The sequence below is a fragment of the Streptomyces sp. NPDC086080 genome (assembly GCF_044540255.1).
In the GTDB taxonomy this organism is placed as follows: Bacteria; Actinomycetota; Actinomycetes; order Streptomycetales; family Streptomycetaceae; genus Streptomyces.
The window spans coordinates 1-22,751 of sequence record NZ_JBITRU010000001.1 but is presented as its reverse complement, the minus strand read 5'-3'; the positions used below and the strand labels follow the sequence as shown (position 1 = coordinate 22,751).

Sequence of the window (22,751 nt, the reverse complement as noted above, 5' to 3'; positions counted from 1 at the left end):
CGGGGGTATCACTACACATACCCGGGCACACACGGGCACACCGGGAGAGACCGCAGAGGATGGCGCGGCAAAGCCAGTTTAATGAAGGTGTTCCCGCTGTCCAGCCTTCCTTTGCATCAATCTTCAGCGGATGCGCTGCGGATTTCGTAGGCGTTAGCTCCGTGTTCCGCCTCGGAGTCGTCCTCCGGGGCGTCCTCGGCCAGCATCCGCTCGGCCGTGCCCCGGTGCAGCGCGGCGGCCGCGGGGTCGCCGAGGTGCTCGAAGGAGTCGGCGAGCCGCAGGTGCAGCGCGGCCTGCAGACGGGTGTCCTCGGCCCGGCGCGCCCACTCCACGGCCTCCTGGCAGGTGCGCAGCGATGCGTCGAGCCGGCCCGCGTACTCCTGCACCCGGGCCAGTTCGCTCAGGGCCCGCGCCTGGGCGGCCACGTCGCCGCACTTCCGGTGCCCCGCGACGGCCGCGCGCCAGTTGCGCAGTGCCTCGCCGTAGCGTCCGGCGTAGGTGTGGGCGGCGCCGATCCGGCCGTAGAGCCGGGCGGCCTCCGCGCGCTCGCCCCGGGCGAGCCGTTCGGTCAGGGCCCGGCCGAACCAGTCGGCGGCCCGGTCGAAGTCGCCGAGCTCCAGGTGCGCGCCGCCTACGGATTCCATCGCGCGGCCGGTCGCGTACGGGTCGTTCGCCTCGCGTCCGGCGTCGAGCGCGGCCCGGTAGCGCGTCAGGGCGTCCGCGGTCCGGCCGGTGTGGGCGTCGAGGTCGCCGAGGTTCAGCAGGGCCGCCGCCCGCTCCCGGGGCAGCGTGCGGCGCTCGGCGACGTCCAGGACGAGGCCGTGGATGTCGTACAGGTCGCTCGCGGCGGCCTGGGTGCCGAAGTGGGCGGCCATGGCGCGGACCAGCTGGGACATCAGCCGTCTGGCGAGGGTGTCCAGCTCTCCGTCGGCGACCGCCAGCCGGGCGGCGGCCAACAGCATGGGCCGGCGCAGCCGCAGCCACTCGGCGGCGGCCCGGGGGCTGGGGAACCGCAGGGCCTGCGGCATGCCGAGGAGCTTCTCGCGCGCCCGGGCGCTGTCGGTCTCGGTGATCACCCTGCACGACTGGAGCAGCCGTACGGTCCGCTCCAGCATGCGGGCGCGGGCCAGCTGGAGCTCACCGGGCTTCTCGTGCCGCGCCGCGAGATCGTGCAGGACGGGGTGCAGACAGCAGGGCACCCGGTACTGCGGCTGGGCGGCGCCCACGGAGTGCAGCAGGCCGTGGGCGGCGAAGTCGTCCAGAGTGGCGCGTACGGCCTCCACGGAGCAGCCGGCGAGCGCCGCGGCGGTGTGCGGGTCGACCAGGCCGCCCGGGGCGAGGCTGAGCAGCCGCAGGGTCCGGGCCGTGGTCGGGGGCAGCGAGTCGTGCACCAACCGGACCACGCGGCCGACGACGGTTCCCTGGCCGGTGTCCGTGTGCAGTTGTCTGGCGAGATCGGCGACGGCGGTCTTGGGCCGGGCGGCGAGCCAGCCGCCGGCCAGCACCAGGGCGGCCGGCTGCCCCTGGCACTGCTCGGCGAGCCGCTCGGCGGCCCGGGGGTCGACGGTGATGCGGACGGATCCGGTCAGCCGGGACAGCAGTTCCACCGAGGACTTGGTGTCGAGGCCCCCGAGGGTGCAGGGCCGGACGTCGGCGATGCCGGTCAGCGGACCCGAGGAGACGGTGACGGCCAGGCACTCCGGGTTGTCCGGGAGCAGTGCGTCGACCTGCTCGGCGTCGGCCGCGTCGTCCAGCAGGAGCAGCACCCGGCGGCCGGCCAGGGTGGTGCGCAGCGTTTCGGTGAGCTCGTCCTCGGGGGCTCCGGCCGGGGCGGGCGCCTCCAGTGCGTCGAGCAGCTCGCGCGCGGTCCGTCCGACCGGCACGCGCGTGCCGTCGGGTTCGCTCAGCCGGGCGCGCAGGCACCCGCCGGGGTAACCGCCGGCGACCTGGCGCACCAGTTCCTCGGCGAGGGCCGTCCGGCCGGAGCCGGGCCGGCCCGCGATGAGCAGCACCCGCGCGCGGGGTGCCTTGCGGCCGGAGAGCGTGTCCAGTCCCGCGCGCTCGATGTCGGCGCGCAGCTCCTTCAACTCCCTCGTGCGGCCCAGGAATCGACCTTCCGGGGCAGCGTCCCGGGGAAGCCGCACACCGTCCGGGTCCACCGCCTGATCCGTCACGGGCCACACTCCCGTCCCACCGCACGCGCAAGCCCGCCGGGTCTTCCGGATCGGGCGTTTTTCAGAGCCTAGTTCACGCTCTGCGACGTTCCGTGAGGAGCGCGGTACGGGGGCAGGACTCCCCCCGATCGGATCAACAGATCGTAGGACCGATGGCTCGGCAGCACCGGTGAAAGGGGCACGGAGCCGTGCCGAAGAGCGGCTCCGCCGCGTGGGCGCGACCGGCTACGGCGGGGCCGCCGGAGCCGGGCCGCACACCATGGATCCCCGCCCGCGTCAGACCTCGAACGGCCGGGCCGGCCACGGCGCCTGCGCCGGGCGCAGCGCGTCCAGTCCGTCACCGGTCCGCGCGGCGACGAGCGAGAGAACGCCCACCACCAGGCAGTTGTTGTGCAGCTCACCGGCCAGCACCCCGCGCACCAGCTCGTCGAGGGGAACCCGGGCGAGCTCCATGTCGGCCTCCTCGTCCTCGACCTCGAAACGGTCGCCCACGGCCGCGGACAGCCCGCGCGCCAGGAAGATCCGTACCGCCTCGTCGCAGCCGCCGGGCGTGGTGTAGACGTCGGTCAGCACCCGCCAGTCCTCCGCCTTGACGTGCGCCTCCTCGTACAGCTCGCGCTGGGCGGCGTGCAGCGGATTCTCGCCGACGACGTCGAGCAGACCGGCCGGGATCTCCCACAGCTTCTGGCGCACCGGGTGCCGGTACTGGCGCAGCACCAGGACCCGGTCGGCGTCGTCGAGGGCGAGGACGGCCACGGACCCGGGGTGGACCTGGTAGTCGCGGCGGACCACGGTGCCCCCGGGCATGACCACGTCGTCCGTGCGGACCGCGGTCTTCTTGCCCGTGAACGGGGTCCCGGTCCCGCGGATCTCCCACTCTTCCGGGGTGTCCTTGATCGTCATGCCTGTCCTTCCCGGTGTACAGCTCTCGTGCGCGTGCCCCGCGTGAAAAAAAGCGGCCGGGGTGCGCACCTTTTGAAGGTTCGCACCCCGGCAACCGTACAACCGGGTGTGTTACTTCGAGATCTTCCGCTCGACCGAGGCCTTCACCAGGCCCGCGAAGAGCGGGTGCGGACGCGTCGGACGCGAGCGCAGCTCCGGGTGCGCCTGGGTGGCGACCAGATACGGGTGGACCTCGCGCGGGTACTCCAGGTACTCGACGAGCTTGCCGTCCGGGGAGGTGCCGGAGAAGACGATGCCCGCCTTCTTCTCCAGCTCCGCGCGGTAGGCGTTGTTCACCTCGTAGCGGTGCCGGTGGCGCTCCTCGACGTACTCCTTGCCGTCGTACACCTCGCGCACGATCGAGCCCTCGGCCAGCTTGGCCGGGTACATGCCGAGCCGCATGGTGCCGCCCATGTCGCCCTCACCGGCGACGATGTCCAGCTGCTCGGCCATGGTGGAGATGACCGGGTGGGACGTGGCCGGGTCGAACTCGGTGGAGTTGGCGTCGGAGATGTCCGCGAGATGCCGCGCGGCCTCGATCACCACGCACTGCAGACCGAGGCAGAGGCCCAGCAGCGGGATCCGGTTCTCGCGGGCGTACTTGATCGCGCCGACCTTGCCGAGCACACCGCGGTCGCCGAAGCCGCCCGGGATGCAGATGCCGTCGACGTCACCGAGCTGTGCCTGGGCGTCGGCCGGGGTCTTGCAGTCGTCCGAGGTGACCCACTTGATCTTCACCCGGGCCTTGTTGGCGAAGCCGCCCGCGCGCAGCGCCTCGGTGACCGAGAGATAGGCGTCGGGCAGGTCGATGTACTTGCCGACCAGGGCGAGGGTGATCTCGTGGTCGGGGTTGTGGACCCGGTCGAGCAGGTCGTCCCAGGTCGTCCAGTCCACGTCCCGGAAGGGCAGGTCCAGCTTGCGCACCACGTAGGCGTCCAGGCCCTCGCCGTGCACGGTCTTCGGGATGTCGTAGATGGAGCGGGCGTCGGGGCAGGCGACCACGGCCGCCTCGTCGACGTCGCACATCAGCGAGATCTTGCGCTTGATCGCGGTCGGCACCTCGCGGTCGCAGCGCAGCACGATCGCGTCCGGCTGGATACCGATGTTGCGCAGTGCCGCGACCGAGTGCTGGGTGGGCTTCGTCTTGAGCTCACCCGAGGGGCCGATGTAGGGCAGGAGAGAGATATGGACCACGAACACGTTGTCGCGGCCGACCTCGTGCCGCACCTGGCGGACGGTCTCCAGGAACGGCAGCGACTCGATGTCGCCGACCGTGCCGCCGACCTCCGTGATCACCACGTCGACCTCGTCGGTCGCCATCCGGCGGATCCGGTGCTTGATCTCGTTGGTGATGTGGGGGATGACCTGCACGGTGTCGCCCAGGTACTCCCCGCGCCGCTCCTTGGCGATCACCGTGGAGTAGACCTGGCCCGTGGTGACATTGGCGGAGCCGTCCAGGTCACGGTCGAGGAAGCGCTCGTAGTGCCCGATGTCCAGATCGGTTTCGGCGCCGTCGTTGGTGACGAACACCTCACCGTGCTGGAAGGGGTTCATCGTGCCCGGGTCGACGTTGAGGTACGGGTCCAGCTTCTGCATCACCACGCGCAGACCACGGGCCTTGAGCAGCATGCCGAGGCTGGAGGCGGTCAGCCCCTTGCCGAGGGAGGAGGCGACACCCCCGGTGACGAAGATGTGCTTGGTCGTCGAAGCGGTGCTGTTTCGAAAAGCAGCGGGCGGCATGGCCAAGACGGGGCTCCCGTGGTCGCGGTCTGTGGGGTGCGGTTCCGGGGTTTCTCGCCCACCGGTCCACGGGCTACCAGCGTATCAGCGCCGCGCGGCGATGGCTCACGGCCACGCTCCGCGCACGCACGGGCACAGGGTACGCACCGCCCACCGGACCCTCACCCGTTGGTCACTCGTTCGGAGCAGTCGCGTTGTCCCGAGCGGCACACAGATCATCTACGTGCGTCGTATCCTGCTCGGACACTCGCTGCCGAGCCAGGCCGGCCGAACGGCACCACCCCCGCCCGTCAGTTCCGGAACAACGTGAGCTCGTCAGTTCGTTGAGCAACAGTTGCCGCTTTGCCCAGCGGCCGAGCGACTGCTGTGCTGCACAGCTCGACGACGTATGACAACAAACCCCTGACCGCACTAGCGACAGCCCCCTTGTGGGGTGACGTGGCCGTTCGACTGGAGATGCACGTGGCCGGGCGCATCGAGGACTACGCACTCATCGGAGACATGCAGACAGCGGCGCTGGTCTGCCGGGACGGCACAGTCGACTGGCTGTGCCTGCCCCGCTTCGACTCGCACGCCATCTTCGCCGGCCTGCTGGGCACCGAGGATCACGGCTTCTGGCGGCTGGGCCCCGCGCACGCCGACGACGCCGAACCGCCGAGCGCGACCCGGCGCGGCTACCGCGGCGATTCGCTGATCCTGGAATCGGAGTGGGAGACGCGGCGCGGCACGGTCCGGGTGACGGACTTCATGCCCCCGCGCGACGGCGCCCCGCAGCTGATCCGGATCGTGGAGGGCGTCTCCGGCCGGGTGACCATGCGCTCGGCGCTCCGGATGCGTTTCTCGTACGGCAGGATCGTCCCGTGGGTGCACCGGCACGAGGGGCGCACGGTCGCCGTCGCGGGCCCGGACTCTGTGTGGTTCGACACCTCCGCCGAGACCTACGGCGAGGCGCTGACGACCTACTCCGACTTCACCGTGAAGCCGGGCGAGCGGATCGCCTTCACCATCTCGTGGGAGCCGTCGCACAAGCAGCCGCCGCCCCTTCCGGAGCCGGAGCAGTCACTGGAGGCGACGGAGGACTTCTGGCGCGAGTGGGTCGAGCACTGTACGTACCACGGCCCCTACCGCGAGGCCGTGATCCGTTCCCTGATCACGCTGAAGGCGCTGACGTACGCTCCGACCGGCGGCATCGTCGCCGCCCCCACCACCTCCCTGCCGGAGGACATCGGGGGCGTCCGCAACTGGGACTACCGCTACACCTGGCTGCGGGACGCGGCGATCACCCTGTCCTCGCTGCTGCGCACCGGCTACCGCGAGGAGGCCCGTGCCTGGCGCGAGTGGCTGCTGCGCGCGGTGGCGGGCGACCCGGAGAACCTGCAGATCATGTACGGCATCGCCGGTGAGCGTGAGCTCGGCGAGGCGGAGCTGGACTGGCTACCCGGCTACGAGGGCTCCGCTCCGGTCCGGGTGGGCAACGGCGCGGCGCACCAGCTCCAGCTGGATGTGTACGGCGAGGTCACCGAGGCCCTGCATCTGGCGCACATGACAGGGCTGGCCCGCAACGACTACGCCTCGCTGCTCCAGCTGAAACTGATCAAGTACCTGGAGAAGCACTGGACGGAGCCGGACGAGGGCATCTGGGAGGTGCGCGGCCCACGCCGCCACTTCGTGCACTCCAAGGTGATGGCCTGGGTCGCCGTCGACCGCACCATCAAGCTCATCGAGTCCGGCGACGCCGAGGGCCCGCTGGAGCGGTGGAAGCAACTGCGGGACGACATCCACCGGGACGTGTGCGAGAAGGGCTACGACAAGGAACGAAACACCTTCACCCAGTCCTACGGCTCCAAGGAACTGGACGCCTCGCTGCTGCTGATCCCGCAGATGGGCTTCCTGCCACCGGACGACAAGCGGGTGATCGGCACCATCGAGGCGATCCAGCGCGAGCTGTCCACCTCCGACGGCTTCATCCTGCGCTACCCGACGGAAGGACAGGACGAGGGCGTCGACGGCCTGCCGGGCGACGAGGGCGCGTTCCTCGCCTGCTCGTTCTGGATGGCCGACGACCTGGCGATGATCGGCCGGGTGGACGAGGCGAGGAGGCTGTTCGAGAGGCTGCTCGCCCTGCGCAACGACCTCGGCCTGCTGGCGGAGGAGTGGGATCCGCGCCTCCAGCGCCAGGTCGGCAACTTCCCCCAGGCCTTCAGCCACGTCCCCCTCATCGACACGGCACTACGGCTGACGGCGAGCGGAGCGTACGGGGGCTGAGCGGACCTGCCTGCCCGCAGTGACACAGCCGGGGGCAGGCGTGCCGCGGGCGGCGCGGATGGACGCGGGCCGGCACGGACGGGCGCGGGCCGGCACGGACGGGCGCGGGCCGGCACGGACGGGCGCGGGCCGGCGCCGCCGCGCCCGGCCGGTGCCTGCCCGCGCCCTCCGCCCTCGTCGGGCGCCCTCGAAAGCACCAGCGCGGTGACGCCCCGCCCCCACCCCCGGGTACCGTCCGCTGCATGAACACCAGCGGACCCCTACCCACGGGCATCACCGTGCAGCGCGCCCTGGACCTCCCGGGTCTGCGCAGCGGCCTCCCGGAGGTTCTCGCCGGCGCCGACCGGCTGCAGCGCACGGTGCGCTGGGTGCACGCGGGCGAGGTGCCCCACATCGCCTCGCTCCTCAAGGGCGGCGAACTCCTGCTGACCACCGGGTACGGCCTCGGCACCCGCCCGGCCGACCAGCGGGCCTTCGTGCGCACCCTCGCCGAGCGGGACATCGCGGCGCTCGTGGTGGAGCTCGGCCCGCGCTTCACCCGGCTCCCCGCCGCCTTCGTCGACGCGGCCCGGGCCGCCGGGCTCCCCCTGGTCCAGCTGCACCGCGAGGTGCCGTTCGTGACGGTCACCGAGGAGATCCACACCGAGATCGTCAACGGGCACTACGCGCTGCTGCAGCGCGCCGAGGAGGTGCACCGCCGCTGCACCGAGGCGTTGCTCGGCGGCGGCGGGGTCCCCCAGGTCCTGGAGATCCTCGCGGGGTTCACCGGCAATCCGGTGTTCCTGGAGACGACCGACGGACAGCTGCTGTACGCGGCCGGTGAGGGCCCCGAGGGCGCGGACCCGCTCCAGGTCTGGGAAGGGCTGCGTGACCGGCACCGGGACGACCCGCCGGCCGGTTCGGTGCTCGTGGACGTGCCCGGCGGCGGCCCGGGCAGCGGCGGCGTACGGGCGCGGCTGGTGCTGCTGCCGGTGCGCAGCACGCCGGAACCGGTGCACCGGATGGCGGCCGAGCGGGCGGCGGGCATCCTCGCCGTGGTGCTGATGCAGGCCCGTCAGGAGGAGGAACTGGCGGCGCGTGGCCGCGGGGACTTCCTCGGCGACCTCGCCGAGGGACGGATCACCGCTCAGGACGCGCCCGCGCAGGCGCGCGTGCTGGGCTTCAAGCCGGGTGCGGGACCGCTGCTGCCGGTGGTGATGCGGCTCGGCGACGCCCTGTCCCCGCAGGGGGGCGGCTGGGCGGTGCTGGCCCGCGCGGTGGGCGAGGAACTGGCGGCGCTGGGGGTGCCGGTCCTGCTCGGTGTGCGGCCGGTGGAGGGCCGGGTGCCGCTGCTGCTCGGGCTGCGGGCGGAGGCGGACCGGCCCGCGGTCGCCGACCGGGTGGCGGCCGCGCTGCGGGCCGGGGTGGAGCGCGCGGGGATGCTGCGGCCCGGGAGCGGGCCGCCTGTCGTGGTGGTCGGTCCGGCCGGCGGCTGGGCGGCGGCCGCGACGGGGCTGCGGCACGCGGCGGAGACGGCGACCGCGGCGCAGGGACTGCCCGGCCGCCTCTGGTACGACGCCCGGCGGCTGGACATCGACCTGCTGCTGTGGCGGCTGCGGGACCACCCGGACCTGGCGGCCTTCGTGGACCGCGCGATCGGCCCGGTACTGGACCACGACGGGCGCTCAAGACCGCCGCTGCTGCCCACCCTGGAGACCTACCTGGCCCATGCCGGGCGCAAGGCGGAGACGGCCCGTGAACTCCATCTGAACCGGCAGACGCTCTACAACAGGCTCGCCCGCATCGGGGAGTTGCTGGGTGCCGACCTCGACGACCCGCAGACGGTGCTGGCGTTGAGCCTCGCCCTGCGGGCCCGGCGGCACGTGCCCTGAGGTCAGATCAGCGGCCGGGGCTGCGTCAACTCGTCGTACACGCTGAGCACCTGGGCGACCGTCTCGTCCTCGGTCGGCCAGGTGGCCGCCTGCCGCACGCCACGCTCCCTGAGCACGTCCTGGCGCTCGGGATCACCGAGCAGCCGTACGACGGCGTCGGCGAGCGCCCGCGCGTTCCCGTACGGGACGAGTTCGGCGGCGTCGCCGACGAGTTCGGGGATGCCGCCCACGCGGGTCGCGACCAGCGGCACGCGCGCGTGGAGGGCCTCCTGGGCGAGCGGGGAGCGCGCCTCCCACCGGCTCGGCAGCAGCGCGATGTCGGCGGCGGCGAGCAGATCGGCGATGTCCTCGCGCCGTCCGACGAGCCGGACCGGCAGCTCCTCGTCCTCGATCCTGCGCTGAAGCTCCCCGCGCAGCGGCCCCTCCCCCACGAGCACCACCAGCGGCACGGGGTCGAGCCGCCGCCACGCGTGGGTGGCGTCCAGCAGGATGTCGTGGCCCCGGCGCCGCTCCAGTGGGCCGACGGCGATGAGCAAGGGGCGTCCGATGGCGCCGAGTTCGGCCCGGACCTTGGGCCGCAGGCCATCGGGGTCGTCCGGCGGGGTGGACGTGCGGGGACCCGGGAGGGAGACGGCGGCCAGCCGCGCGTCCCTGGCTCCCGTGCGGCGCGCCCGGTCGACGAGCACGGAGGTCGTGCCGAGCACCACGGTGGCCGCCTTGGCGACCCGCCGCTCCAGCAGGCGCAGGAAGTGGGCGCGCGGACCGTCGGCGTGCGCCCGGTCGTGCCAGGTGACGACCAGCGGCGTGGGCCGTCCGCCGAGCGCGAGCGCCGTACGGAACGAGGCGTGCAGCCCGTGCGCGTGCACCAGGTCGGCACCCGTGCAGGCGGCTCGCAGCGCGGCCACCGATCCCGGGTCGCTGCTGCGCGGCACGTGCACATGCTCGGCGCCCACGCCGGTGAAGTCGTAGGTGTGATTCGCCTCGACGGGGGCGCACACCGTGACCCGCACGCCCCTGGCAACGAGCCCCGCGGCCAGCGAGCGCACATGGGCGCCGCTGGCGGCGTTGCCACCGCCCAGCACCTGCACGGTGCGCATCGACGACGGGCTGCTCACGGGGGTCACGTGGCCGGGCTCCTGGTTCGGGTCGGGCGGTCACGACGAACGTACAGAAGGATCGCGCGGAGGGGGTGTACCGCGCGGTTTCCTACGCGTACTCGGTCAAGCATGCCAGGGCGCACACCGGTCCCGGGAACCACCGAGGCAGGGACCCGAAACCCTCCATGCCACTGGATCACCCGTACGAGTGATGGACGCGCTGTCGGTTCCCGGGCCGTGAGCGGACCGCCCCCCTTGCACCGTCCTCACACACCGTCACCGGGCCGCCGGGGCCCGGACCGCGGACGCCACGCGCCGGCCGGCAACCGTCGCACCGGCCGGTCCCGCCGGCCGTCCGAGGACGCCCACCCGGAAAGGGGGGCGGGCGTCGCCGCGTCGTCCGGGCGTGCCTTCCCGGGCCGCGGCTCGCGGCCCGGGCCGGCGGCTACCCGTCCGCCCGTGCGGTGGCCAGCAGTTCCTCCGCGTGCGCGCGGGCCGTTTCGGAATCCTCCTGACCGGCCAGCATGCGGGACAGCTCCCGGATGCGGTCCTCGCCTTCGAGCACCTTCACCCCGGAGCGGGTGACCGACCCGTCGTGGGTCTTCTCCACCAGCAGCTGCCGGTCGGCGAACGCGGCCACCTGCGGCAGGTGCGTGACGACCACCACCTGCGCCGTCCTGGCCAGCCGGGCGAGCCGCCGCCCGATCTCCACCGCCGCCTTGCCACCCACACCGGCGTCGACCTCGTCGAAGAGATACGTGGGCACCGGGTCCGTCCCCGCGAACACCACCTCGACGGCCAGCATCACGCGCGACAGTTCACCGCCGGACGCCCCCTTCGCGACGGGCCGGGGCGGCGCCCCCGGGTGGGGGGCCAGCAGCAGCTCGACCTCGTCCGCACCCGATGGCCCGTAGGCGACCGTGCGTCCGCCGACCTCGACACCTTCCGGGTCCTCGGTCTGCCGGATGTCGAACGACACACGCGCGTGCGGCATCGCGAGCGAGGCCAGTTCCGCGGTCACGGCCGCCGCGAACCGCTCCGCCGCCTCCGTTCGCGCGTCCGTCAGCTCCTGCGCCAGCACGCCCAGTTCACCGCGCAGCGCGTCACGCTCGGCGGTGAGCTCCGCGATCCGCTCGTCGTCGCCGTCCAGTTCGGTCAGCCGCGCGGCGCTCTGCTCGGCCCACGCCAGCACGGCGGAGACGTCCTCCCCGTACTTCCGGATCAGCCCGGTGAGCGCGGCCCTTCGCTCCTCGACCGCCGCCAGCCGCAACGGATCGGCGTCCAGGTCGTCGGCGTACCCGGCGAGCTCCCCGGCGACGTCGCGCAGCAGGATGCCGATCTCGCCGATGCGGTCGGTCAGCGCGGCCAGCGCCGGATCGTGCGCCCGCACCGCCTCCAGGGCGCGCTGGGCACCCGCGACCAGCGTCCCGGCGTCCACGCTCTCGGGATCCTCCGGATCGCCCGCCAGCGCGGAGTGCGCGGCCGCCGCGGCGGACGCCAGCGCCTCGGCGTGCCCGAGCCGCCCGGCCTCCTCCGCCAGCTCCACGTCCTCACCGGCCCGCGGCTCCACGGCGGCGATCTCATCGAGCCCGAAGCGCAGCAGGTCCGCCTCCTGGGCCCGCTCACGCGCGCGCGTGGTGATCCGCTCCAGTTCCGTGACGACCGCCCGCAGGCGCTTGTACGCCTCGCCGTACTTGCCGAGCGGCACGGCGACCGCGGACCCGGCGTACCGGTCGAGCGCCTGCCGCTGCCGGGACAGTTTCAGCAGCCCTTGCTGGTCGGTCTGCCCGTGCACGGCCACGAGGTCGTCCGCGAGCTCCGCGAGCAGTCCCACGGGGACGCTCCGCCCGCCCAGGTGCGCACGTGAGCGCCCCTCGGCGGACACCGTACGGCTGACCAGCAGGGTCCCGTCGTCCAGCTCGGCCCCGGCCTCCTCGGCCCGTGCGACGGCCGCGGCGCCCTCGGGCACGGCGATCCGTCCCTCGACGACCGCGCTGCGCGCGCCGATCCGCACCAGGGCCGCATCCGCGCGTCCGCCCAGCAGCAGGCCCAGGCTGGTGACCACCATGGTCTTGCCCGCACCCGTCTCACCGGTGACGGCGGTGAAGCCGGGCGACAGCTCGACCACAGCGTCGTCGATGACACCGAGCGACCGTATCCGCATCTCCTCCAACACGAACTAGACCTTACGAGGTCCGAGCCGAAGAGTGCGACCGCCCCACCTGTGTCACCGAGGGGAGTGGAGCCGGCCGGGGGCGCGGGCCGGGTCGATACGCCGCTCCGCCGCGTGGGCGCGAACAGCCACGAACGGCCGGCGGCCGCCGATGCACCGGAACCACTCCGCCGAGTCCGCTAATGCGGCGCACCCCGCCACCCGGACACGGGCAGCGCGAACTTCGCGACCAAGCGGTCGGTGAACGAGGCGTGGTGCAGCCGGGCCAACCGCACCGGCACGGCCCCCCTGCGCACCTCCACCCGCGCGCCGACCGGCAGCTCGACCGTCCGCCGCCCGTCGCACCACAGCACGCCCGGAGGGACATGCGGCAGCATCTCCACCGCCAGCACCGAGTCCGGCGAGGTCACCAGCGGCTTGGCGAACAGCGCGTGCGCGCTGATCGGCACCATCAGCAGCGCCTCGACCTCCGGCCACACCACGGGCCCGCCCGCGGAGAACGCGTACGCGGTGGACCCCGTCGGGGTCGCGCAGACGATCCCGTCACACCCGAACCCGGTGACCGGCCGCCCGTCGATCTCCAGGACGACCTCCAGCATCCGCTCGGCGGAGACCTTCTGCACGGCCGCCTCGTTCAGCGCCCAGTCGGTGTGGACGATGTCGCCGTTGCGGTGCACCACGACGTCGACGGTCATCCGTTCCTCGACCTCGTACGCCCGGTTCACCACCCGGTCGACAACCTTGTCGAGGTCGTCCCGCTCGGCCTCGGCGAGGAACCCGACCCGCCCCAGGTTGACGCCCAGCATGGGCACCCCCGAAGCCCGGGCGAACTCGGCGCCGCGCAGCAGGGTGCCGTCGCCGCCCAGCACGATCAGCAGCTCGCAGTCGTCCAGGCACTGCGGGGTGGCCTCCTTGACGGTCTCCACGTCGTCCGGCAGTGGCAGGTCGCGGGCCTCGTCCTCCAGGACCCGCACCCCCAGACCGGAGCGCAGCAGGCCCCTGACCACGAGCTCGGCGCTGCGGATGGCCGCGGTCCGCCCGGTGTGGGCCAGCAGGAAAACAGTACGAGCTCGGTTCGGTGTCAACGCGGCCCCTCCGCCACAGCACGGTCCACATCGGCCGGGTCCAGTTCCGGAGCCCCGGCCCTCAGCCACAGAAAGTATTCGACATTCCCGGAGGGTCCGGGCAGCGGACTCGCCGTCACGCCCTTCACCCCCAGTCCCAGCTCCCGGGCGCGGCCGGCCACCCCCCGCACGGCCTCGGCACGCAGCTGCGGGCTGCGGACGACGCCGCCGCTGCCCAGCCGCTCCTTGCCCACCTCGAACTGCGGTTTCACCATCATCACCAGGTCGGCGTCCGGCTTCACGCACCGCTTCAGGGCGGGCAGCACCAGTCCGAGCGGAATGAAGGACAGATCCCCCACGACAAGATCCACAGGCTCCCCATCGATGACCTCGAGCGTCAACTCCCGCACGTTCGTACGGTCCTTGACGGTGACGCGTTCATCGTTGCGCAGAGACCAGGCAAGTTGTCCGTATCCGACGTCCACGGCGACCACGTGTGCGGCCCCCGCGCGCAGCAGTACGTCGGTGAAACCTCCGGTGGAGGCGCCGGCGTCGAGGGCGCGCCGCCCCTCGACGACCAGCCCGCGCGGCACGAAGGCCTCGAAGGCACCGGCCAGCTTGTGACCGCCGCGCGAGACGTAGTCGGGGTCACCGGTGTCCTCGGCGACGACGATCGCGGCGGCGGTCTCCACCTGCGTGGCGGGCTTGGTCGCGACCGTCCTGCCGACGCTGACCCGCCCGGCGGCGATCAGCTGGCTGGCGTGCTCGCGCGAGCGCGCCAGCTTACGGCGGACCAGCTCCGCGTCGAGACGGCGGCGTACGACTCCTGCCACGTTCGGTTCAGCTCCTGTGTGCGTGTGCCGTATGAATCGGTGGCCCGAAGGGCCTCAATGAGGGGTGGTGGCCGGGTGCCGGGCGGGACCCGGAGGTCCCGGGCGGGCGTCGAGCGCGGTGAGCGCGTCGCGCAGCCCTCGGTGCACATCCTCGTACACCTCGACATGGCCGTCGGTGGTGAGGTGGTCGGCATCGGCCAGCCGCTCCACGTGGGCATCCACCTCGGGGTGTCCGGTGGGGGTGCGCGGCACGTCCAGGGGCGCGGGGCCGGCGGGGCCGTCGTCGGGCGGCTGCGGCGGCAACCCGGCCTGCTCCGGCTCCACGGCGCCCGGCTCCGCGTCCACCACCTCGGGTACTGCGTCGTTCATGCCCCGACGCTATCGCGAACGGCTGGGGTACCGTCGTCCGAGATGGCCACGATCGAGGAGTGCCGTGCCGCACTCGACAAGCTTTCGGACAGCATGCGGGGCGCCGAGGGGAACGTCCGCGCGGCCGCGGCGAGGGACCGCGCGGTCAGCTGCCACATCACCGACCTGGACGTGACCTTCGCCGGCCGGCTCGACGGCGGCCGGATCGAGGTGCACGACACGTTTCCCGGCCCGCCGCGTGAGAGGGCGCAGATCCGGCTCGCGATGACGGGCGACGATCTGGTGGCCCTGGTCGACGGTGAAATGCACTTCGCCAAGGCCTGGGGGTCGGGCCGGGTACGACTGGAGGCGGGGCTGCGCGACCTGTTCCACCTCCGGAAACTTCTGTGACACAGCGGGTTCGGGAAGCCTCCGCGACACAGCGGTTCGGGAAGCCTCCGCACCGCTCAGGAAGCCTTCGCGGCGCCCACCTTGCCCGCCGTGTCCTTCGTCCGTGCCGTGCGGGCCGCCGGCACCACCAGCGGGGTGCCCGTCTCGGGGTCGTCGATGACCTGACAGCGCAGGCCGAAGACCTCCTCCACCAGTCCGGCGGTGACGACGTCCCCCGGCGCCCCCTGGGCGATGACCTTCCCCTCGCGCAGGGCGATGAGATGGGTGGCGTACCGCGCGGCGTGGTTGAGGTCGTGCAGCACGGCGACGAGGGTGCGCCCGTGTTCCTCGTGCAGGTCCGCGCAGAGGTCGAGTACGTCGATCTGGTGCTGGATGTCCAGGTAGGTGGTCGGCTCGTCCAGCAGCAGCAGCGGTGTCTGCTGGGCGAGCGCCATGGCGATCCACACGCGCTGGCGCTGACCGCCGGAGAGCTCGTCGACGTAGCGCTCGGCCAGCTCGGCGATGCCGGTGCGGGCCATGGACTCCTGGACGACGCGCTCGTCCTCGGCGGACCACTGGCGCAGCAGGCCCTGGTGCGGGTAGCGGCCGCGGCCCACCAGGTCGCCGACCGTGATGCCGTCGGGGGCGATCGACGACTGGGGCAGCAGGCCGAGGGTCCGGGCGACCTTCTTGGCGGGCATCGACTGGATGACCTGCCCGTCGAGCAGGACCCGGCCCTCGCTGGGCCTGAGCATCCGGGACAGGGCCCGCAGCAGGGTCGACTTGCCGCAGGCGTTGGGACCGACGATCACGGTGAAGGAGTTGTCCGGTATCTCCACCGACAGCTGCTCGGCGATGACCCGCTGGTCGTAGGCCAGGGTGACGTTCTCGGCGGACAGTCGGTTCACGGTGCTCCTTCGGTGGTTCGGCCCGCTGCGGTGGGTGCCGTCGCTGCTCATATCCGTCCCGCCCTGCGCTCGGTGACCAGCAGCCACAGCAGATAGACACCGCCGAGCACGCCGGTGACCACGCCCACGGGCAACTGATCGGTGCCGAACGCCCGCTGCGAGATCCAGTCGGCGCCGACCAGGAGGGCGGCCCCCATGCACAGCGACGCCACCAGGTTCGGGCCGGGCGAGCGGGTCAGCCGCCGGGCGAGCTGCGGCGCGGTGAGCGCGACGAAGGCGACCGGTCCGGCGGCGGCGGTGGCGGAGGCGGTGAGGAGCACGGCCGACAGCATCAGCAGCAGCCGTACGCGCTCCACGCGCACACCGAGGGCGTACGCGACGTCGTCGCCCATCTCCATCATCCGGAGCCCGCGGGAGTTGACGAGAACCAGCGGTACGAGGACGGCGCACAGGGCGAGCAGCGGCCGGACCTGGTCCCAGTCGCGGCCGTCGAGGGATCCGGTCATCCAGACGACCGCGCGGGCCGCGTCGACGATGTCGGACTTGGTCAGCAGGTAGCCGTTGACCGCCGTGACGATCGCGGAGACGCCGATACCGACCAGGACCAGCCGGTAGCCGTGCACGCCCCGCTTCCACGCGAGGACGTAGATGGCGAACCCGGTGGCCAGTCCGCCGGCGAGCGCGCCGAGGGCGACCTCGTTGGCACTGCCGGAGAACAGCACGATCACGGTGAGGGCACCGGCCGTCGCCCCCTGTCCGAGTCCGAGGATGTCGGGGCTGCCCAGCGGGTTGCGGGAAACGGCCTGGAAGACGGCACCGCCGAGCCCGAGCGAGGCACCGACCAGCAGTCCGACCAGGACCCGGGGCAGCCGCAGTTCGTTGACGATGAACTCCTGGCCGGCGTCGCCCTCGCCTACGAGGGTCCTGATCACATCGGCGGCGGGGATCGGGAAGTCGCCGGTGCCGATCAGGACGACGCTCGCGGTGAGCGCCACGGCCAGCAGCAGGACGGTGACGGTGGCGGCCCGCACGTCCAGCCGGACCGAGAGGCCGCCGGGGGTCCGCACCGCGCGGTTGGTCTTCACAGCTGGGCCGTCCTCCGCCGTCGTACGAGAAAGATGAAGACCGGGCCGCCGAGGATCGCGGTGACGATGCCGACCTGGAGTTCGGCGGGACGGGCCACGATCCGGCCGAGGACGTCGGCGCCGAGCAGCAGCACGGGTGACAGGATCGCCGCGTACGGCAGGATCCAGCGCAGGTCCGGCCCGGTGAAGGAACGCACGACGTGCGGCACCATCAGGCCGACGAACATGATCGGCCCACAGGCCGCGGTCGCGGCCCCGCACAGCACGGTCGCGGCCAGCATCGACAGGGCGCGGGTGCGGTTGAGGTCGGCGCCGAGTGCCTTGGCGGTGTCGTCGCCCATGGCCATGGCGTTCAGCGGCCGGGCGAGCGTCAGGGTGAACAGCGAGCCGATCACCAGGAACGGCGCCACCTGGGCGATGGCCTCGTCGCTCCCGGAGGCCAGCGAGCCCACGGTCCAGAACCGCATCCGGCCCAGCGCCGCCTCGTCCAGGATCATGATGGCCTGGAGATAGCCGTACAGGGCCGCGCTGATGGCCGTACCGGCGAGCACGAGCCGCACCGGGGTGGCGCCCCGGCTGCCGCCGAGGAACCACACGAGCGCGCCCACGGATGCCGCACCGAAGAACGCGAACCACACATATCCGGACAAGGAGGTGACGCCGAAGAAGGTGATGGCGGTGACCACGGCCGCGGACGCGCCCGCGTTGATGCCGAGCAGTCCGGGGTCGGCCAGCGGGTTGCGGGTCAGCGCCTGGAGGACCGCCCCGGCCAGACCGAGCGCGGCACCGGCGAGCAGGCCCAGGACGGTTCTTGACAACCTGTCCGCCACGACGACGTCGCCGTAGGTACCGGACTCCTGGAACAGGCCGTGCCACACCTGCTCCAGGGACAGCTCCTTCGCCCCGACCGCGATGCTCGCCAGGACGACGAGCGCCAGGATCACGACGGACACGAGCAGCCCGAGGAGGCGTACCGCCCGGCGGTTCGGGGGCACGGGGGCGGTCTCCGCGCGCTCTTCGGGGGGACTCTCAACCAACACGCAGTTAGGTTAGCCTACCCTGCCATGGGATCATGATCCGTCGCCCCGACTCCCGGGCGACGCACGGGTCTCACCATCCCAGCCGGGCCAGCGCCTTCCCACCGTCCAGCTCGCACACACCACCGCCGGCGGCCGTCCACGCCGCCGCGCACAGCGCCCGCAGTCCGTCCAACGCGCCACCGTCCCCGTCCAGCTCCAGCTCCGCGGTCCCGGCCGTCGCCGTCCAGCCACCGCACCGGAACCCGTCACCCGCCCCGACGACCTCCGGCTGCCCGGTGAGCATCCCGCGCAGGTCGGCGTCGACATACGTCGGCCGGTGCTGCGGGGGCGCGGCGAGCAGCAGGGCGCCGTCCGTCACTCCGGTCAGCACCAGCAGCGAGTCCACCCCGCCGTTGAACGCCCCCTCGATGTCCGTGTCCAGCCGGTCCCCCACCACCAGCGGCCGCTCGGCACCCGTCCGCAGGATCGTCTCCCGGTGCATCGGCGGCAGCGGCTTGCCCGCCACCTGCGGCTCGGCGCCGGTCGCGATCCGTACGACCTCCACCGCCGCGCCGTTGCCCGGGGCAAGGCCCCGTCCGCTGGGAATCGTCAGGTCGGTGTTGGACGCGAACCAGGGCAGCCCACGCGCGACGGCGTACGACGCCTCCGCGAACCGCCCCCATGACAGTTCGGGCCCTCCGTACCCCTGCACGACCGCCACCGGGTCGTCGTCCGCCGACTCCACCGGCTCCAGCCCGCGTTCACGCAGCGCCACCCGCAGCCCCTCGCCGCCGACCACCAGCACCCGGGACCCCCGCGGCACCTGCTCGCTGATCAGCCGCGCCACCGCCTGCGCGGAAGTGATGACGTCACCGGCCTCCGCCGGTATCCCCAACTCGGTCAGATGCGCCGCCACGGTGTCCGGGGTACGCAAAGCGTTGTTGGTCACATAGGCGAGGTGCATGCCGCCGGCCCGGGCCGTGGCGAGCGACGCGACCGCGTGGTCGATCGCGTTCCCGCCCGCGTACACCACACCGTCGAGGTCGAGCAGCGCCGTGTCGTACGCCTCGTGCAGGGCCTGCCCACTGCCCTGGGGCCTCGTCCTGACGCTCCGGCTCATTCCGCATCGCTCCTCGTTCGACGGCTTTCCCCCCGATCATCCCCCATGCCACCGACACCCGTACGATGCCGGGATGAACACCGCAGGCCACTCGAAGGCAACGGCGCCCCGGGGCCTGGAACTCACCCCGTTCCGAGGCCTCCGCTACGACCCCGACCGGGTCGGCAGCCTGGCCGCCGTGACATCCCCGCCGTACGACGTCGTCGTCCGCCCCGACGGCCTGCACCATCTCCAGTCCGCCGACCCCCACAACATCGTCCGGCTGATCCTGCCCGAAGCCGCCACACCCGGGACCCGCAACGCCCAGGCCGCCGAGACGCTCCGCCGCTGGCGTTCCGAGGGCGTCCTGACCGCCGACCCCGAACCCGGCCTGTACGTCTACGAACAGCGCGACGGTGACGGCCTGGTGCAGCGCGGCATCATCGGTGCCCTCCGAGTGTCCGACCCCGACGAGCAGCTGGTCCTGCCGCACGAGGATGTCATGGCGCACATCGTCGCCGACCGCGCGGACCTCATGCGGGCCACGTCCGCGAACCTCGAACCGCTGCTGCTCACCTACCGCGGCGACGACGGCGACGGCTCGGCGACCGTCACGTCCGGTCTGATCGAACGGACCGCGGAACAGCCGCCCCTACTGGCGACCACCACGGAGGACGGGGTCCACCACCGCCTGTGGTCGGTCACCGACCCCGCCGACCTGACCGCGGTCCGGGAGGAGATCGCCGGTCGCCAGACCCTCATCGCCGACGGCCACCACCGCTGGGCGACCTACCGCCGCCTCCGCGCGGAGCACGCCTCCCCCAGCCCCTGGGACCACGGTCTGGTGCTCCTCGTCGACACGGCCCGCTATCCCCTCCGCGTCCGCGCCATCCACCGCCTGCTGCACCATCTCCCCGTCGCGGACGCCGTGGCCGCGCTCGACGGCCACTTCCGCGTCCGCCGCCTCGACGTACCCACCGCCGACGCGATGGACGCCCTGGCCGACGCCGCTTCGGCAGGCAACGCCTTCCTCCTCGCCGGGGACGGCGCCTTCCATCTCGTCGACCGGCCGGATCCCGAGCTGACGGCCCGTACGATCCCGGCCGACCGTCCGGTGGCCTGGCGCACCCTGGACGCGACGGTCCTGCACGCCACGCTGCTCGACCATGTCTGGCGCATCCCCGACTCGCCCGCCCACATCGCGTACATCCACGACACGGCGGCCACGGTCGAGAAGGCGGAACGCGACGGCGGAACGGCCGTGCTGATGCACCCGGTGCACGAGGACATCGTCCGCGACCTCGCCCGTCAGGGCGTCATGATGCCGCGCAAGTCGACGTCGTTCGGCCCGAAGCCGGCTTCGGGACTGGTGCTGCGGGCCCTCGATCTCTGACCGACCGCCGACGACGGCGAAGGGGCGGGCCTCTCAGCGAGGCCCGCCCCTTTCGCGTGTGTGTTCACGGTGCCGCGGACGTCAGTCCTCGTCGTCGTCCCGTGCGTCCTGCTCCACGGGGGCGGCCGGGGCGTCGGGGGTCTCGGCCTTGTCCTCAGCCACGTCCTCGGCCTCGTCGTCCTCGCCGAGGGCGTCCACGAACTCCACGCCGTCCAGCTCGGCCAGCCGGTCGGAGGCGTCGGTGCTGCCGTCCCGGTCGGCCTCCAGGGCCTTGGCGAACCACTCCCGTGCCTCACCGCTCCGGCCGGCCGCGAGCAGCGCGTCCGCGTAGGCGTACCGCAGTCGCGCCGTCCACGGCTGGACGGAGTGGGACGCCAGCTCGGAGCTCTGCAGCGTCACGATCGCCGCGTCCAGCTGACCCATGTCCCGCCGGGCACCGGCCGCGACGAGCCGCATCTCGACCTGGCCGGCCCTGTCCAGCTTCTGCACCTCGGGGGCCCCGGCCATGTCCAGCGCCTTCTCCGGCCGTCCGAGCCCACGCTCGCAGTCGGCCATGAGGGGCCACAGCTCCACGGTCCCGGTCATCCGCCGCGCGGCCCGGAACTCGGCGAGCGCCTCGGAGTACTTCTGGTTGGCGTACGCGGCGAACCCGGCGGCCTCCCGTACGGCGGCGACGCGCGAGGCCAGCCGCAGGGCCACCCTGGAGTAGCCGTACGCCCCCTCGGGGTCCTCGTCGATCAGCCGGGCGACCATCACGAGGTTCTTGGCGACATCCTCAGCGAGGGTCTTGGGCAGGCTCTGCAGCTCCTGCCGTACGTCCTTGTCGATCTCCTCGCCCGTGACATCCTCGGGGATCGGCAGCCGCTTGATCGGCTCCCGGTCCCGGTCCCGGTCCCGGTCGTCACGGAAGCGTCCGCCACCCTGCCGGTCGTCCCGCCCACGGTAGCCGCCCGGCCGCGCGCCCCGGTCGCCCCGGTCGTCCCGGCGGGGACCGCGGCTCCGGTCGTCGCGGCCGCGGAATCCACCACGCTCACCGCCACGGCTGTCCTCGCGGCGGAACCCGCCCCGCTGATCCCGGTCGTCACGCCGGAAGCCGCCACGCTCGCCACGGCTGTCGGTGCGGTCGGCAGTACGGCTGTCCTCGCGACGGTAGCCGCCACGGTCCCGCTCACCGCCACGGCTGTCGTCACGGCCACGGAATCCACCGCGCTCGCCACCACGACTGTCGTCACGACGGAATCCACCACGGTCCCGGTCACCACCGCGGTTGTCATCCCGACGGAAGCCCCCGCGCTCCCGGTCACCACCGCGGTTGTCGTCCCGACGGAATCCACCACGGTCCCGGTCACCACCACGACTGTCATCCCGACGAAAACCGCTACGCTCACGATCGCCCTCGCGACGGTCGTCCCGGCGGTCGTCGCGACGTCCGTAACCCCGGTCGTCCTCACGGCGGCCATGGCCCCGGTCGTCGTCCCGGCGGAAGCCACCCCGGTCACCCCGGTCGCCCCGGTCGTCGCGGGCCCGGAAGCCACCCCGGTCACCGCGGTTGTCGTCCCGGCGGTAGCCGCCGCGGTCCCGGTCACCGCCACGGCTGTCGTCACGGCCACGGAATCCACCGCGCTCGCCACCACGACTGTCGTCACGACGGAATCCACCACGGTCCCGGTCACCACCACGGCTGTCATCCCGACGGAAGCCCTCACGCTCCCGGTCACCACCACGACTCTCGTCACGACGGAACCCGCCACGCTCACGATCGCCCTCGCGACGGTCGTCCCGGCGGTCGTCACGGCCGCGATAACCGCCACGCTCGCCACCGCGATTGTCGTCGCGGCCACGGAAGCCACCGCGCTCCGGCCGGCCACCGTCGCGGTCGTCACGGCGGAACCCACGATCCCGGTCGCCGCCGCGTTCCCCACCCCGGTCACGGTCGTCACGGTTGTAGGGGGGAGGACGGTCGCCGTCCCTCCGGAAGCCGCGGTCACGATCATTGCCTCGGCGCGGGCCGCCGCGCTGGCCGCCCCGGTCAGCGCGGTCGGAGCGGTCACCACTCTCCCGTCGCCGCTGGTCGCGCTCCGGTCGGTCGTCGGGAGAGTTGGTGGACATCGGTGACTCCTGTCTTCGGCATTACAAGCATAAATAAAAAAGGACCCTTGGCCCCAGCTGAACGCTGGGACCAAGGGTCCTTCCAAAGATTGTTCGGCGGCGTCCTACTCTCCCACAGGGTCCCCCCTGCAGTACCATCGGCGCTGTAGGGCTTAGCTTCCGGGTTCGGAATGTAACCGGGCGTTTCCCCTACGCTATGACCACCGAAACACTATGAAACTGACAACCGCACCATGTGTGG

Annotated in this window: 18 protein-coding genes and 1 rRNA gene; 4 read left to right on the top strand and 15 right to left on the bottom strand. The window is 72.7% G+C overall.

All coding sequences use genetic code 11. The annotated features are described in order from the left end of the window. Nucleotides 1-116: 116 nt before the first annotated feature. From ACIF9R_RS00095 to ACIF9R_RS00085, 3 genes are all read right to left on the bottom strand, one after another. Nucleotides 117-2,174, bottom strand: coding sequence for a tetratricopeptide repeat protein (locus tag ACIF9R_RS00095; RefSeq protein ID WP_399972043.1), 2,058 nt, complete (start codon nt 2,172-2,174; stop codon nt 117-119). A 276-nt stretch (nt 2,175-2,450) separates the two neighbouring features. Then, a complete protein-coding gene (locus tag ACIF9R_RS00090; RefSeq protein ID WP_399972040.1) occupies nt 2,451-3,077 on the bottom strand; it encodes an NUDIX domain-containing protein in 627 nt (208 codons plus the stop codon). 111 nt (nt 3,078-3,188) lie between these two features. Beyond that, nucleotides 3,189-4,856 carry a CTP synthase gene (locus tag ACIF9R_RS00085; protein ID WP_399972992.1) on the bottom strand — a complete coding sequence of 556 codons (1,668 nt, stop codon included), beginning with the start codon at nt 4,854-4,856 and terminating at the stop codon, nt 3,189-3,191. 462 nt (nt 4,857-5,318) lie between these two features. Between ACIF9R_RS00085 and ACIF9R_RS00080 the strand changes: the two genes are divergently transcribed. Next, nucleotides 5,319-7,121, top strand: coding sequence for a glycoside hydrolase family 15 protein (locus ACIF9R_RS00080; protein ID WP_399972990.1), 1,803 nt, complete (start codon nt 5,319-5,321; stop codon nt 7,119-7,121). A 242-nt stretch (nt 7,122-7,363) separates the two neighbouring features. Further along, the gene (locus ACIF9R_RS00075; RefSeq protein ID WP_399972038.1) at nt 7,364-8,992 is read left to right on the top strand and encodes a PucR family transcriptional regulator; all 1,629 of its coding nucleotides are present in this window, start codon (nt 7,364-7,366) and stop codon (nt 8,990-8,992) included. A 2-nt stretch (nt 8,993-8,994) separates the two neighbouring features. On the opposite strand, the gene ACIF9R_RS00070 is transcribed toward ACIF9R_RS00075, so the two are convergent. From ACIF9R_RS00070 to ACIF9R_RS00050, 5 genes are all read right to left on the bottom strand, one after another. Continuing rightward, nucleotides 8,995-10,116, bottom strand: a complete 1,122-nt coding sequence (locus tag ACIF9R_RS00070; RefSeq protein ID WP_399972036.1) for a glycosyltransferase family 4 protein — start codon at nt 10,114-10,116, stop codon at nt 8,995-8,997. 418 nt (nt 10,117-10,534) lie between these two features. Continuing rightward, nucleotides 10,535-12,253, bottom strand: coding sequence for a DNA repair protein RecN (recN, locus tag ACIF9R_RS00065; RefSeq protein WP_399972988.1), 1,719 nt, complete (start codon nt 12,251-12,253; stop codon nt 10,535-10,537). 188 nt (nt 12,254-12,441) lie between these two features. Beyond that, on the bottom strand, nt 12,442-13,347 hold the full coding sequence (locus ACIF9R_RS00060) for an NAD kinase (RefSeq protein WP_399972034.1): 906 nt from the start codon (nt 13,345-13,347) through the stop codon (nt 12,442-12,444). After that, entirely contained in the window at nt 13,344-14,159 is an 816-nt protein-coding gene (locus tag ACIF9R_RS00055; protein ID WP_399972031.1) for a TlyA family RNA methyltransferase, read from the bottom strand. The genes ACIF9R_RS00060 and ACIF9R_RS00055 overlap by 4 nt, the downstream gene beginning before the upstream one ends. Before the next feature lie 54 nt (nt 14,160-14,213). Further along, nucleotides 14,214-14,528: a hypothetical protein gene (locus tag ACIF9R_RS00050; protein ID WP_399972028.1), complete on the bottom strand. Its 315-nt coding sequence runs from the start codon at nt 14,526-14,528 to the stop codon at nt 14,214-14,216. 42 nt (nt 14,529-14,570) lie between these two features. On the opposite strand from ACIF9R_RS00050, the gene ACIF9R_RS00045 reads away from it, so the two are divergent. Continuing rightward, nucleotides 14,571-14,918, top strand: a complete 348-nt coding sequence (locus tag ACIF9R_RS00045; RefSeq protein WP_399972025.1) for a sterol-binding protein — start codon at nt 14,571-14,573, stop codon at nt 14,916-14,918. A 56-nt stretch (nt 14,919-14,974) separates the two neighbouring features. Here the strand turns inward: ACIF9R_RS00045 and ACIF9R_RS00040 are convergent, their stop codons facing one another. From ACIF9R_RS00040 to ACIF9R_RS00025, 4 genes are all read right to left on the bottom strand, one after another. Next, a complete protein-coding gene (locus ACIF9R_RS00040) occupies nt 14,975-15,856 on the bottom strand; it encodes an ABC transporter ATP-binding protein (RefSeq protein WP_399972023.1) in 882 nt (293 codons plus the stop codon). Beyond that, on the bottom strand, nt 15,853-16,890 hold the full coding sequence (locus tag ACIF9R_RS00035) for a FecCD family ABC transporter permease (RefSeq protein WP_399972020.1): 1,038 nt from the start codon (nt 16,888-16,890) through the stop codon (nt 15,853-15,855). Before ACIF9R_RS00035 ends, ACIF9R_RS00040 begins: the two co-directional genes overlap by 4 nt. Continuing rightward, entirely contained in the window at nt 16,887-17,930 is a 1,044-nt protein-coding gene (locus ACIF9R_RS00030; protein ID WP_399972017.1) for a FecCD family ABC transporter permease, read from the bottom strand. The genes ACIF9R_RS00035 and ACIF9R_RS00030 overlap by 4 nt, the downstream gene beginning before the upstream one ends. A 70-nt stretch (nt 17,931-18,000) precedes the next feature. Further along, on the bottom strand, nt 18,001-19,029 hold the full coding sequence (locus ACIF9R_RS00025; protein ID WP_399972014.1) for an HAD-IIA family hydrolase: 1,029 nt from the start codon (nt 19,027-19,029) through the stop codon (nt 18,001-18,003). 73 nt (nt 19,030-19,102) lie between these two features. On the opposite strand from ACIF9R_RS00025, the gene ACIF9R_RS00020 reads away from it, so the two are divergent. Continuing rightward, nucleotides 19,103-20,401 carry a DUF1015 domain-containing protein gene (locus tag ACIF9R_RS00020; protein WP_399972011.1) on the top strand — a complete coding sequence of 433 codons (1,299 nt, stop codon included), beginning with the start codon at nt 19,103-19,105 and terminating at the stop codon, nt 20,399-20,401. An 81-nt stretch (nt 20,402-20,482) separates the two neighbouring features. Here the strand turns inward: ACIF9R_RS00020 and ACIF9R_RS00015 are convergent, their stop codons facing one another. The 3 genes from ACIF9R_RS00015 to rrf all read right to left on the bottom strand — a co-directional run bounded on the left by ACIF9R_RS00015 (nt 20,483) and on the right by rrf (nt 22,718). Then, entirely contained in the window at nt 20,483-21,262 is a 780-nt protein-coding gene (locus ACIF9R_RS00015; protein WP_399972986.1) for a tetratricopeptide repeat protein, read from the bottom strand. Further along, nucleotides 21,154-22,341 (bottom strand): hypothetical protein, encoded by a 1,188-nt coding sequence (locus tag ACIF9R_RS00010; protein WP_399972983.1) that lies wholly within the window; start codon nt 22,339-22,341, stop codon nt 21,154-21,156. Before ACIF9R_RS00010 ends, ACIF9R_RS00015 begins: the two co-directional genes overlap by 109 nt. A 260-nt stretch (nt 22,342-22,601) precedes the next feature. Then, nucleotides 22,602-22,718, bottom strand: a 5S ribosomal RNA gene (gene rrf, locus ACIF9R_RS00005). Nucleotides 22,719-22,751 lie beyond the last annotated feature (33 nt).

Bases quoted from the DNA above. Each gene is read 5' to 3' on its own strand.
- ACIF9R_RS00090 (WP_399972040.1), bottom strand. From the start codon at position 3,077: ATGACGATCAAGGACACCCCGGAAGAGTGGGAGATCCGCGGGACCGGG.
- ACIF9R_RS00085 (WP_399972992.1), bottom strand. From the start codon at position 4,856: ATGCCGCCCGCTGCTTTTCGAAACAGCACCGCTTCGACGACCAAGCAC.
- ACIF9R_RS00075 (WP_399972038.1), top strand. From the start codon at position 7,364: ATGAACACCAGCGGACCCCTACCCACGGGCATCACCGTGCAGCGCGCC.
- recN (WP_399972988.1), bottom strand. From the start codon at position 12,253: ATGCGGATACGGTCGCTCGGTGTCATCGACGACGCTGTGGTCGAGCTG.
- ACIF9R_RS00050 (WP_399972028.1), bottom strand. From the start codon at position 14,528: ATGAACGACGCAGTACCCGAGGTGGTGGACGCGGAGCCGGGCGCCGTG.
- ACIF9R_RS00045 (WP_399972025.1), top strand. From the start codon at position 14,571: ATGGCCACGATCGAGGAGTGCCGTGCCGCACTCGACAAGCTTTCGGAC.
- ACIF9R_RS00040 (WP_399972023.1), bottom strand. From the start codon at position 15,856: ATGAGCAGCGACGGCACCCACCGCAGCGGGCCGAACCACCGAAGGAGC.
- ACIF9R_RS00025 (WP_399972014.1), bottom strand. From the start codon at position 19,029: ATGAGCCGGAGCGTCAGGACGAGGCCCCAGGGCAGTGGGCAGGCCCTG.
- ACIF9R_RS00020 (WP_399972011.1), top strand. From the start codon at position 19,103: ATGAACACCGCAGGCCACTCGAAGGCAACGGCGCCCCGGGGCCTGGAA.